11 protein-coding genes are annotated in these 12594 nt (G+C 70.8%); 9 read left to right on the top strand and 2 right to left on the bottom strand.

The genetic code is table 11. From position 1 onward, the window contains the following. The first annotated feature begins 5 nt into the window (after positions 1-5). Together rplI and dnaB are read left to right on the top strand one after the other, a co-directional pair. On the top strand, positions 6-458 hold the full coding sequence (gene rplI / locus ACYVIP_RS09520; protein WP_460394249.1) for a 50S ribosomal protein L9: 453 nt from the start codon (positions 6-8) through the stop codon (positions 456-458). A 509-nt stretch (positions 459-967) separates the two neighbouring features. Beyond that, entirely contained in the window at positions 968-2341 is a 1374-nt protein-coding gene (dnaB, locus tag ACYVIP_RS09525; RefSeq protein WP_460394251.1) for a replicative DNA helicase, read from the top strand. Positions 2342-2404: 63 nt separating this feature from the next. Here dnaB and ACYVIP_RS09530 read toward each other — a convergent pair whose 3' ends face one another. Next, a complete protein-coding gene (locus ACYVIP_RS09530; protein WP_460394253.1) occupies positions 2405-3820 on the bottom strand; it encodes a hypothetical protein in 1416 nt (471 codons plus the stop codon). Positions 3821-3997: 177 nt separating this feature from the next. Then, positions 3998-4798: a hypothetical protein gene (locus tag ACYVIP_RS09535; protein WP_460394255.1), complete on the bottom strand. Its 801-nt coding sequence runs from the start codon at positions 4796-4798 to the stop codon at positions 3998-4000. A 249-nt stretch (positions 4799-5047) separates the two neighbouring features. On the opposite strand from ACYVIP_RS09535, the gene ACYVIP_RS09540 reads away from it, so the two are divergent. Genes ACYVIP_RS09540 through ACYVIP_RS09570 form a run of 7 tightly spaced genes read left to right on the top strand, consistent with a single transcriptional unit; the run spans position 5048 to position 12385 of the window. Continuing rightward, the gene (locus tag ACYVIP_RS09540; RefSeq protein ID WP_460394257.1) at positions 5048-6289 is read left to right on the top strand and encodes an AI-2E family transporter; all 1242 of its coding nucleotides are present in this window, start codon (positions 5048-5050) and stop codon (positions 6287-6289) included. After that, a complete protein-coding gene (gene macS / locus ACYVIP_RS09545) occupies positions 6286-7491 on the top strand; it encodes a MacS family sensor histidine kinase (protein ID WP_460394259.1) in 1206 nt (401 codons plus the stop codon). Before ACYVIP_RS09540 ends, macS begins: the two co-directional genes overlap by 4 nt. Then, positions 7488-8186: a response regulator gene (locus tag ACYVIP_RS09550; RefSeq protein WP_460394261.1), complete on the top strand. Its 699-nt coding sequence runs from the start codon at positions 7488-7490 to the stop codon at positions 8184-8186. The genes macS and ACYVIP_RS09550 overlap by 4 nt, the downstream gene beginning before the upstream one ends. 35 nt (positions 8187-8221) lie before the next feature. Beyond that, positions 8222-9514, top strand: coding sequence for a serine--tRNA ligase (gene serS, locus ACYVIP_RS09555; RefSeq protein ID WP_460394263.1), 1293 nt, complete (start codon positions 8222-8224; stop codon positions 9512-9514). A 9-nt stretch (positions 9515-9523) separates the two neighbouring features. Then, entirely contained in the window at positions 9524-10150 is a 627-nt protein-coding gene (locus tag ACYVIP_RS09560) for a DUF1707 SHOCT-like domain-containing protein (protein ID WP_460394265.1), read from the top strand. Between the two features lie 13 nt (positions 10151-10163). Beyond that, the gene (gene tdh, locus ACYVIP_RS09565) at positions 10164-11195 is read left to right on the top strand and encodes an L-threonine 3-dehydrogenase (RefSeq protein WP_460394267.1); all 1032 of its coding nucleotides are present in this window, start codon (positions 10164-10166) and stop codon (positions 11193-11195) included. Further along, entirely contained in the window at positions 11195-12385 is a 1191-nt protein-coding gene (locus tag ACYVIP_RS09570; RefSeq protein WP_460394269.1) for a glycine C-acetyltransferase, read from the top strand. The genes tdh and ACYVIP_RS09570 overlap by 1 nt, the downstream gene beginning before the upstream one ends. The last annotated feature ends 209 nt before the right edge of the window (positions 12386-12594 follow it).

Genomic DNA, 12594 nt, shown 5'->3' on the forward strand with positions numbered 1-12594 from the left:
TCCAGATGAAACTGATCCTCACCGCTGACGTGTCCGGTCTCGGCGGGCCGGGCGACATCGTCGAGGTCAAGGACGGCTACGGGCGCAACTACCTGCTGCCCCGCAAGCTGGCCATGCTCGCCACCAAGGGTGCCGAGCGGCAGGTGCAGACCATCCGCCGGGCGCAGAACGCACGCGCCATCCGCGGTCTGGACCACGCGCAGGAGGTCAAGGCCGCGCTGAACGCCATCGACCCGATCCCGCTGAAGGCCAAGGCCGCCGCGGGTTCTGGCAAGCTGTTCGGCTCGGTCACCACGGCCGACATTGTGGCCGCGGTCAAGGCCGCCGGCGGGCCGGTGCTGGACAAGCGCATGGTCGAGCTGACCGGTCACATCAAGACCGTCGGCAAGCACGCGATCAGCATCCGCCTGCACCCGGACGTGACCGCGAAGTTCACCGTCCAAGTATCTGCTAATTGATGAACGGCGTGGCCGCTTGGGTGTACCCGCGGTCACCGTTTTTGCTGACAGAGGGTAGTTGGTTTTTCGTCGGCCTCGCGCCGGGTCATGTGCCCGGTGCGGGGCTGATGTTGTTCCGGTGAGTTATCCACACATGTGGGTTAACCCGGCCAGGGGGCCGCGGCGCGACACGCCGACGGACGAATTTTCCCCGACACGCCGCGCGTCGAGCGGATAGTTTTTCCACAACCTGTACACAGGCGCTGACCAGCGTTTACTCCGCCGGTTCCGCCTGCTGTCCACAGGTTGTCCCCACCTGGCTCGGGGACTGTGACTGGTTGCCAGCCGGCATCAACAGGTTGTCCACAGGAACGTCCCCAACAGGGTTTGGCCGATGCCTCTCGCGGCATCTAAGGTCCGCGTACATCCTCGCTCTGCGTGCTCATGGCTCCCGCCGCCAGCGGTCGACCATGCGCAGCGCGCGTCGGCTATGCTCGAACATATGTTCGAGGACTAGGAGGGGTTTCTCGGTGGCGATGACCGACGACCGTCCGCCCGCGGCCGTCCCCGGGGAGGGCGGGCACGACCGCCAACCACCGCAGGATCTCGCGGCGGAACAGAGCGTGCTCGGCGGCATGATGTTGTCCAAGGACGCCATCGCCGACGTCGTCGAGGTGCTCCGCCCAGGCGACTTCTACCGCCCGGCCCACCAGGTGGTCTACGACTGTGTCCTGGACCTGTACAGCCGGGGCGAGCCGGCCGACGCGGTCACCGTGGCGGCCGAGCTCGAACGCCGCGGCGAGATCCGGCGGATGGGCGGCGCCCCCTACCTGCACACGTTGATCGCCACCGTGCCGACGGCCGCGAACGCCGGCTACTACGCCGAGATCGTGGCGGAGAAGGCGATCCTGCGGCGGCTGGTCGAGGCCGGCACCCGGATCGTGCAGCTCGGCTACGCCGGCGCCGACGGCGCGGATGTCAACGAGGTGGTCGACCGCGCGCAGTCGTCGATCTACGAGGTGACCGAGCGCCGGATGAGCGAGGACTACGTCTCGCTCGAGGAACTGCTCCAGCCGACGATGGACGAGATCGACGCCATCGCCTCCCGCGGCGGCTCGTCCCTCGGCGTGCCAACGGGTTTCGAGGACCTGGACGCGGTCACCAACGGCCTGCACCCCGGCCAGATGATCATCGTCGCGGCCCGCCCCGGTATCGGCAAGTCCACCCTCGGGCTGGACTTCACCAGGTCCTGCAGCGTCAAGCACGGCATGACGAGCGTGATCTTCTCGCTGGAGATGAGCCGGACCGAGATCGTGATGCGCATGCTCTCGGCCGAGGCCAAGATCCGCCTCGCCGACATGCGCGGCGGCCGGATGACCGACGACGACTGGACCAGGCTGGCCAGGCGGATGAGCGAGGTCAGCGAGGCGCCGCTGTTCGTGGACGACTCCCCGAACATGACGATGATGGAGATCCGCGCGAAGGCCAGGCGCCTCAAGCAACGCCACGACCTCAAGCTCATCGTCGTCGACTACATGCAGCTGATGACCTCGGGCAAGCGGGTCGAGTCCCGCCAGCAGGAAGTCTCGGAGTTCTCCCGCCAGCTCAAGCTGCTGGCCAAGGAGCTCGAGGTGCCGGTGGTCGCGATCAGCCAGCTCAACCGTGGCCCGGAGCAGCGCACCGACAAGCGGCCGATGCTCTCCGACCTGCGTGAGTCCGGCTCCCTGGAACAGGACGCCGACATGGTCATCCTGATCCACCGCCCCGACGCCTGGGAACGCGACGACCCCCGCGCTGGCGAGGCCGACCTGATCCTCGGCAAGCACCGTGCCGGGCCGACCGCCACGGTCACCGTCGCCCACCAACTGCACTACTCCCGCTTCACCGACCTCGCCCAGGGCTGAGCCCCGGCGGCACACGATGGGCCCGGGAGCGTCGGCTCCCGGGCCCATCGTCTTCGAATCCGATCAGCCGATCGGGTGGTTGGTGAACAGGCTGGCCAGTGCGGCCCTGGTGTCACTCAGCGTGCCCGGGTCCACCGCGGGGAAGCTGGACAGGACCGGCAACGCGCGCGCGACCGTCGGCCGCAGCTGCTCGGCGAGCGAGGGCACCGTCGGCACGATCTGGGTCACCTCGAGGTCGGTCGGCACCTTGTTCAGCACCGAGGGCACCACGCTGGGCACCGAGGCGGGCAGTGCCTGGGAAACCAGCGGCGGGAGGCCGTCACGCTGTCCGGTGCTCCCCGAGTTCAGCGGCACCAGCGAGGTCTGGCCGGTGGCCGAGTTCAGCGGCACCAGTGAGGCGAGACCGGTCGCCGGGGTCTGCGGCTTGGCGAGCTGGGTGATGGCGGTGAGCAGGTCACCGACGATCGGCACGTCCCGGAACAGGTCACCGCGCAGCGGGCCGAACGGGTTCGTCACGCCCGGGTTGATCGCCGGCAGGTTCCTCTTCGTCGGCTGGTCGGCCACCGCGTCCACGAGGTTGCCGAGCACCCCGCTCACCACGCCCGCGATGTTGTTGAGCTGCTGGGAGGTCGGCGGCTGCTCGTCGCGCGCCAGCACCCGGTGCAGCGGCAGCAGGGACGGCAGCTGGTTGGGCACCGCCTCGATGTGGTTGGTGGGGAGGTTGATGTGCGAACCTTCGGCGACATCGACCTGCTCGTCCGTGGCGTACCTGGTGATCGCCTGCGCGAGCACGTTCGCCGGCACGTCGTAGACGGGGACCTTGACCGGGACCTTGACACCGACCGGGACCGTGGCTGTGTTACCCGACATTGAACTCCACTCACCTACCGAGACCGACTGACCGCCGACCCCGGCGGTCACGTCGCCGAACGGCCACGTGGCTGGGTCGACCGGAAGTTCGTCGAGATCGCCGGACATGACGATCTTGCCGAGGTTCGGGTCCTGGCCCGCCGCGACCAGGGGCGCGTTGTTGAGCGCGTGCTCGATGGAGTCGCCGCTCGCGACCAGCTCGTCGCCGGCCGTGGCCAGCCGCGCCGGCACCTGGCCGACGTCGGTCACGTCGGCGGGGACCAGCAGCTGGGCCGACACGCCGTACTGGCTGGCCGGGGTTTCCGTGGCCGGCAGGGTGACCGCGCCGCCGTCCACGCGGACCGGCGCCACCCAGCCGAGGTCGAGCTGACCGGTGCCGCTGGCCACGACCGGCCCGTCGCCCCGGTTGTCGAGCACGGTCACGCCGGCGATCTGGTCGACCACCTGGTTGGCGACCGGGACCTTGCCGATGGCGTCCTGGAGGTCGACCGGCGACGCCGGCTTGTCCGGGTTGACATCCTCGTCGGCTGAGGCGATGCCGGTGCCCAGCATCAGCACGCCGCCGGTGACTAGCGCGGTCTGGATTCCGCGCCTCGCCCAAGTCTGCATCGGAGTGATGCTCCTTTCGTATCCCTGTTGGGGTTTGTTGGCGGGTGGTCAGGCACGTCGACGTAGGGACGACGACCGGCCGGAGCGGTGACCACCCGGGTCAGCAGGCGGGACTCGGCCCGCGGGTGGTGTTGTCGCGGCGGTCCCCGGCTCAGGCCACGGGCGCGCCGCGATCACTCAGTCAGGCGCGATGCCGGGCTGGTCACCGGCACGACCGGAGACGGTCGCCTCGGTGGCGGGTGCGGTCAGACCGCGGGCCGCGCCGGGAGCGCGGTCCAGCCACGGGAGCGCGGCGGAGGTGGGGTGGTCGGCCAGGTTGGTCCCGGTCCAGCCGGTGTGACCGGGGGCCGGGGCGCTCGGGGAGAGCGGCGCCGGCCAGGTGGGGGTGTCGGGAGTCGCCGGTGCGGGCGAGCCGCTGTCGGGCAGGCCGGCGGCGTACGCGCGCTCGGTGGCGGTCCGCACGGCGCCGTGCTCCGGGTCAGCGCCCGTGCCAGTTGTCATGCCAGTCGTCGTCGTGCCAGTCGTGGTGTCGGCGGCCGGGGTCCGCGCGGGCTGGCGGCCCGTCGTGGCCGGCCGGCGGTCGTCGATCTTGGCCGGGGCTTCGACGGCCTGGACGACCTCGGTGACCGTGTCGAGGCCGGTCACCTCGACGACGTCGGCCAGGCCGGCGGCCGGCAGCAGGTCGACGCTGGTGGTGTTCGCCAGCTGGTCGCCGACCTGGTCGAGTGCCGCCCTCGGCGACTCCGTCAGGTTCGTGGCCAGCACGTCGAGCGTGCCGCTGAGCGGGGTGACCGCCTCGACCAGCACCGGGGCCGCGTCGCCGAGGAGATCGGCCTGCGGCTCGGCGGCGGCGGCGCCGGTGGCCAGGAACCAGGCGATGGCCGTGCCGGCGGCAGCGCCGCCGACCACGGTCAACGTCCGGCGGAGGAGGCACCGCGCGACTGCCGCGGTCTCCCGTCCGTTCCTGACCTGATCCACCTGTGGACAACCTCACCTGGGTCGAGTCGCGAGTACGTGACTGAGGGTGAGGTAATCACCATGACGGCCGGATCGCACGCGTCAGCTGACCGAACCGCCTGATCGTGTGAAGAACACTCTGTGTTTTCACCGGTCACAAACAGTAGTCATGCCTGGCGGTGACGTTCGCCGGACATTCGTAGCTGGAAATTGTCCACAGGCATGGTGGACCTGTTCCCGAATGTCCGACTCGCTCGATACCGTGCGAATGTGACAAGCACCAGCGAACGCAAGCCATCGCGCAAACCACCAGCGGACGTGACGCAGTTCGTGCCAACCGGTCTGCGGGTGAGTGCCGCGCTCGCCTGGCGGTTCCTCTTCGTGATCGCCGCGCTGTACGTCCTGGTGTGGCTGGCCGGCTACTTCGCGCACATCATCGTGCCGCTGGCCATCGCTTTACTGCTGGCGGCGTTGATGGCTCCCGGGGTCGACCGGCTGGCGCAGTGGGGAGTGCCGCGCGGCGCGGCCGCCGCGGTGATCATGGTGGGCGGCATCGCGGTGGTCGGCGGGCTGATCACGTTCGTCATCATCACGTTCAGCGACGGGTTGCCCAAGCTCCAGGAGCAGGTGTCCAACTCCCTCGAGGAGATCCGCATCTGGTTGACCGAGGGGCCGCTACACCTGGGTGACGCTCAGATCGAGGGCTTCATCGACGACGCCATCGACGCGATCCAGAGCAACCAGGCGGCCATCACCGAGGGCGCGATCACCACCGCGACCACGATCGGCGAGATCCTCACCGGCCTGCTGCTGACCGTGTTCATCCTGATCTTCTTCCTCTACGACGGCCCCGGCATCTGGCGCTACCTGGTGCGCGGCGTGCCGCGCCGGGTCCGCGACCGGGTCGACACCGCCGGCCGTCGCGGGTTCGCCGCGCTGGTCAGCTACGTGCGGGCGACCGCGGCGGTGGCGCTGGTCGACGCGGTCGGCATCGGCATCGGCATCGCGATCGTCGGCGTGCCGCTGGTCATCCCGCTGGCCGCGCTGGTGTTCCTCGCCGCGTTCATCCCGATCATCGGCGCGGTGGTGGCCGGCACGGTCGCCGTGCTGATCGCACTGGTGGCCAACGGGTTCATTGCCGCGCTGATCGTGCTCGCGATCGTGGTCGGGGTGATGCAGCTGGAGAGCCACGTGCTGCAGCCGTTGCTGCTTGGCCGGGCGGTGCGGCTGCACCCGCTGGCCGTGGTGCTGGCCATCGCCGCCGGGTTGATCGCGGGCGGGATCGCCGGCGCGCTGCTGTCGGTGCCGCTGCTGGCGGTACTCAACGCGGGCATCAAGTCCCTGGTCAACGACCGGGGAACCGACCCGGAGAAGATCGACGTGCTGCACGACGACGACTCGCACCGACCGGACACCACGGCATCGGCGCGGACCGAGGACGACACCCGGCCGGAGAACTCGGGGGCGGCCGACGACTCCGGTGGATCAGCGGCGACCTGGGAGCGGCCATGACCCCAGGCGGCTTACCCGCCGAAGCGGTCCGGAAGGACCCGAGGACGCCACCACCGACGACCCCGTCGACGATTCCGCTGTGGCGGGCGGCGGTGCTGCTGCGCGTGCTCACGCTGCTGTTCGCCGGTGGGGTCGCGCTGAACTACCTCGACGGCTACTCCCGGCCGTGGCTCGCGCTGGTCGGGATCGGGCTGATGACTGTGTGGACCGCGGTCACCTCGATCCGCTATCTGCGCCCGCACGACCGGCTGCTCGGGTTTACGGTGGTCGACCTCGCGGTGTGCTGCGCGCTGATGACGCTGTCGCTGCTGGTGCTCACGCCCGACCAGCTGCGGGTGGGCGACGTGCCGTTGCTGCCGACGGTCTGGGTGACCGGGGTGGTCGCCGCGGGCGCGGTGTGCGGCGGGCCGACGGTCGGCGCCGTGTTCGGCGGGGTGGTCGCCGCGTTCAACTACGGCGTGCGCGGCTACTTCGACACCGACCTGACCCGCGACCTGTTCCTGCTCGTCGGCGTCGGCTTCGTGCTCGGGCTGGCCGCGTCCTCGTCGCGCCAGTCGGCCACCCGGCTGGCGCGGGCGCTGCGCGCGGAGGCGGCCACCGCCGAACGGGAGCGGCTGGCCAGGTCCATCCACGACGGCGTGCTGCAGGTGCTGGCCAGGGTGCGCCGCCGGGGCGCAGAGCTCGGTGGGGAGGCCGAGGAGTTGGCCCGGCTCGCCGGGGAGCAGGAGATCGCGCTGCGCACGCTGGTGTCGACCGCGCCGGAGCCGACCGACGAGGACGACAACGTCGACCTCGCGGCCCGGCTGCGGCTGCTGGCCACCGACCGGATCTCGGTGTCGGTGCCGGCGACCTCGGTCCGGCTGCCGGCCGGGCAGGCACGCGAGCTGGAGTCGGTGGTCGGCGAGGCGCTGGCGAACGTGGCCCGGCACGCCGGGGAGGGCGCGCGGGCCTGGGTGCTGCTCGAGGATCTCGGCGCCGAGATCGTGGTGAGTGTGCGGGATGACGGTGTCGGCATCGCGCCGGGCCGGTTGGACGAGGCGAAGCGGGAGGGACGCATGGGGGTCGCGTTGTCGATGCGTGGGCGGGTGGCCGAGCTCGGCGGCAGCATCACCGTGGAGACCGGGCCGGGAGCCGGGGTCGAGTGGGAGCTGCGGGTGCCGAGGGGCTCACTGCCCGAACGACCGGGCGGCGCGCGCCCATGACGATCACCGTGATGGTCGTCGACGACCACCCGATGTGGCGCGACGGGGTCGCCCGCGATCTCGCCGAGCGCGAGTTCGAGGTGGTGGCCACCGCCGGGGACGCGGCCGCCGCGGTCCGGATCGCCGGCACCGTGCGACCCGACGTCGTGCTGATGGACCTCAACCTCGGCACGGTGTCCGGGGTCGAGGCCATCCGGGAGATCACCGGCGCGCTGCCGGCCACCAGGGTGCTGGTGCTGTCGGCCAGCGGCGAGCACGCCGACGTGCTGGAGGCGGTGAAGGCGGGCGCGTCCGGCTACCTGATCAAGTCGGCCTCGGTGGCCGAACTGGTCGAGGCGGTCGACCGGACCGCCGCCGGCGACGCGGTGTTCACCCCCGGCCTCGCCGGGCTGGTGCTCGGCGAGTACCGGCGGATAGCCGCCGAGCCCAAGGCCGCCGGCGACGGGCTGCCCAGCCTGTCCCAGCGCGAGACCGAGGTGCTGCGCCAGGTCGCCAAGGGGCTCACCGCGCGCCAGATCGCGTCCCGGCTGCAGCTGTCGCACCGCACGGTCGAGAACCACGTGCAGTCGACGCTGCGCAAGCTCCAGCTGCACAATCGCGTCGAGCTGGCCAGGTACGCCATCGAGCACGGGCTCGATGCCGACCCGGACGGCGACTTCGGTGGCGACAACCAGGCACGATCGGCCCGGCAATAGGCTGTGCGGACCGACCTCCTGCCTCTGGAGCCGCTATGCACGACCCTCGGGTGCTGCTCGACCCGGCGACCGAAGCGGTGCGCAAGCTCGCCCGCCGCGGTTTCGACCTCGACCTCGACGCGCTGGCCAAACTGTTCGGCGAGCGCACCGCCACGGTGTCCGCCGCGGACGACGCCAGGGCGCAGGCCAACCGCGCGGCCAAGGAGGTCGGCGCCGCGGCCAGGCGCGGCGAGGACGTCACCGCGCCGCGGGAGCGCGCCCGCGAGCTGAAGGCCAGCATCGCCGAGTTCGAAGAACGGCACCGCACGCTCGCCGCCGAGCTCGACGAGTTCCTGCTCGGCATCCCGAACCTGCCGGCCGACGACCTGCCGGACGGCACCAGCGACGAGGACGCCGAGCTGGTCAGCAGCTGGGGCGAGCCGCCGGCGTTCGACTTCGAGCCGGCTGACCACGTCGACCTCGGCGAGCGGCTCGGCCTGCTCGACCTGGCCGCCGGCACCAAGCTCGCCGGCCCCCGGTTCGCCGTGCTGCGCGGGGCGGCCGCCCGGCTGGAGCGCGGCCTGGCCGCCTACCTGCTCGACACGCACACCGAGCGGCACGGCTATACCGAGTTCTCCGTCCCGGTGCTGGTGAACCGGCAGACCATGACCGGAACCGGCCAGCTGCCCAAGTTCGCCGACGACCTGTTCAGCACCGGGGTGGCCGACCGGGAGCTGTTCCTGATCCCGACCGGCGAGGTGCCGCTGACCAACCTGCACGCCGGCGAGACCCTGCGCGCCGAGGACCTGCCGCTGGCCTACACCGCGCACACGCTGTGCTTTCGGTCGGAGGCGGGCTCCTACGGCAAGGACACCAGGGGCCTGATCCGCCAGCACCAGTTCGCCAAGGTCGAGCTGGTCCGGTTCTGCGCCGAGCAGCGGGCCGCCGAGGAGCTGGAGATCCTGCGCGGACACGCCGAGGCCGTGCTCCAGGAGCTGAACCTGGCCTACCGGGTGGTGAAGCTGGCCGCCGGGGACACCGGGTTCTCCGCCAGGCGCACCTACGACCTCGAGGTGTGGCTGCCCGGCCAGCAGCGCTACCGGGAGATCTCCAGCGTGTCCGACTTCGGCACCTTCCAGGGCCGCCGGGCGGGCATCCGGACCAAGGCCAAGGACGGCACCAAGGGCTTCGTCAACACCCTCAACGGGTCCGGGCTGCCGCTGGGCCGCACCATGATCGCGATCCTGGAGCAGTACCAGCAGGCCGACGGCTCGGTGCGGATCCCGGACGCGCTGGTGCCCTACGTCCGGTTCACCCACATCGCCCCGGACGGCTCGGCGCGGGGATAACGTGGAGTGGTGACCGATACGCCGTTCGACCCACGTGAGCTGCGCGTGTCCGACGCCGAACGCATGCACGTGGTCGGCGTGCTGCAGAAGGCGATCGGGCACGGGATGCTCGACCTCGACGAGTTCACCGCGCGCACCGACCGGGCCCTGGCCGCCCGCACCCGGGGTGAGCTGAACGAGCTGCTGGTCGACCTGCCCGGCCTGTCCCATCGCGACTCGGACGCCCCGGTCAGACCACAGCCGGTGGAGATCCGCGCGGTGATGGCCACCATCCAGCGACGCGGCCAGTGGACCGTGCCGGCCGACATGGTGATCAAGAACCGGCTCGGCTCGACCGACCTGGACTTCACCGAGGCCACCATCCCGCACGCCGAGGTCCGGATCCGGCTGGAGGCCGGCGGCGGCTCGGTGAACCTGCTGCTGCCGGAGCGGGCGTCGGTGGACGCGAGCGAGGTCCGGGTCAACGCGGGCACCGTCAACGACAAGGTGAGCAAGTCCAGCGGCGGGCGGCCACACTTCGTCCTGTCTGGCACGATGACCGCCGGCTCGCTGAACCTGCGGCAGGCCAGCTACGTGCGGATCGGCCGGTTGGTGGTCCGATCGCCGTGGAAGCTGTCGTGGGACACCACGGAGTAGTGCGGAGGTCGGTGTGAAGGCTCTGGTCAAGGTCGCCCCAGGTCCGGGGCTGGAGCTCACCGAGGTGCCGATGCCCCGCCCCGGCGCAGGCGATGTCCTGGTCCGGGTGCTGCGTACCGGCATCTGCGGCACCGACCTGCACATCGACGCCTGGGACGAGTGGGCGGCCGCGACGATCAGCCCGCCGCTGGTGCTCGGCCACGAGTTCGTCGGCGAGGTGGTCGAGACCGGCGCGGCGGTCACCAAGGTGGCGGTCGGCGACCTGATCTCCGGCGAGGGCCACCTGATCTGTGGCACCTGCCGCAACTGCAAGGCCGGCCGGCGCCACCTGTGCGCGAACACCATCGGCCTCGGCGTGCACACCGCGGGCGCGTTCGCCGAGTACGCGGTGCTGCCAGAGCAGAACGCGTGGGTGCACACCCACCAGGTCGACCTGGACGTGGCCGCGATCTTCGACCCGTTCGGCAACGCGGTGCACACCGCGCTGTCGTTCCCGGTGCTCGGCGAGGACGTGCTGATCACCGGCGCCGGCCCGATCGGGCTGATGGCCGCCGCGGTCGCCAAGCACGCGGGCGCGCGGCACGTGGTGATCACCGACGTGAGCGAGCCGAGGCTGGAGCTGGCCAACAAGATCGGCGTGGACCTGGCGCTGGACGTGAGCCGGCAGTCGGTCGACGCGGTGTACCCCGAGCTGAACATGTCCGAGGGGTTCGACGTCGGCATGGAGATGTCCGGCCAGCCGAGCGCACTGCGCGAGATGATCGCGAACATGACCCACGGCGGCCGGATCGCCATGCTCGGCCTGCCATCGAGTGAGATCGCGGTCGACTGGAGCCGGGTGGTGCTCAAGATGTTGACCATCAAGGGCATCTACGGCCGGGAGATGTTCGAGACCTGGTACGCGATGTCGGTGCTGCTCCAGGCCGGGCTGGACATCTCGCCGGTGATCACCCACCGGTACGCCTACACCGAGCACGCCACCGCGTTCGCGACCGCGCGCGACGGCCGGTGCGGCAAGGTCATCCTCGACTGGACGGAGAGCTGATGTACGGCGCGATGCGGGAGAACCTGCTGGCCGAGCTGGCGGAGATCCGCGCGGCCGGCCTGTTCAAGTCCGAGCGGGTGCTCAGCACGCCGCAGAACGCCGCGGTCCGGGTCGGCGCCCAGGCCGAGGTGCTGAACTTCTGCGCCAACAACTACCTCGGCCTTGCCGACCACCCCGCGCTGGTCACCTCGGCCAAGGAGGCGCTCGACCGCTGGGGCTTCGGCATGGCGTCGGTGCGGTTCATCTGCGGCACCCAGGAGCCGCACAAGGAGCTCGAGGCCCGGCTCTCGGCGTTCCTCGGCACCGAGGACACCGTGCTCTACAGCTCCTGCTTCGACGCGAACACCGGGCTGTTCGAGACGATCCTCGGTCCGGACGACGCGATCATCTCCGACGAGCTGAACCACGCGTCGATGATCGACGGCATCCGGCTGTGCAAGGCCAAGCGTTTGCGCTACAAGAACCGGGACATGGCCGACCTGAAGCGCCAGCTGACCGAGGCCGCCGGGGCGCGCTACCGGCTGATCGCGACCGACGGCGTGTTCTCCATGGACGGCTACCTGGCGCCGCTGGACGAGATCTGCGACCTGGCCGAGGCACACGACGCGCTGGTGATGGTCGACGACTCGCACGCGGTCGGGTTCGTCGGGCCGACCGGGCGGGGCACGCCGGAGCTGTTCGGCGTGGCCGACCGGGTGGACGTGGTGACCGGCACGCTCGGCAAGGCGCTCGGCGGCGCGAGCGGCGGGTACACCTCCGGCCGGGCGGAGATCGTGGCGATGTTGCGCCAGCGGTCGCGGCCGTACCTGTTCTCGAACTCGCTCGCGCCCGCGATCACCGCGACCACGCTGGCCGCGCTCGACCTGCTGTCCTCCTCCGGCGAGCTGCTCGACCGGCTACGCGCCAACACCGCGCTGTTCCGCACACTGATGACCGCGGCCGGTTTCGACCTGCTGCCGGGGGAGCACCCGATCATCCCGGTGATGATCGGCGACGCGTCGAAGGCCGGCCGGATGGCCGAGCTGCTGCTCACCCACGGCGTGTACGTGATCGGGTTCTCCTACCCGGTGGTGCCGCACGGGAAGGCCAGGATCCGCACCCAGATGTCCGCGGCGCACACCGAGGCGGACGTCCGGCGGGCGGTCGAGGCCTTCATCGCCGCTCGCGAGGAACTTGAGCGCGCAACGTGACCTACGCAGCGGATCCGGACGAACACGGCATCCACAAGATCGTGCGCAACTGCTAACGATTAGTTAGCGGCGGACAACCTGGGTGCCACAATGTTCGTCAACTCTGACACGTGAAACTGCCGGCAACCCGGTGACGTCACAATCAGAGCCCCAACGCCGGCGGGGTAATGCCGAGCGTCGGGGCCCGGCCGATTTCGGCCGGGCTTCGC

This window comes from Actinophytocola sediminis (assembly GCF_054779715.1).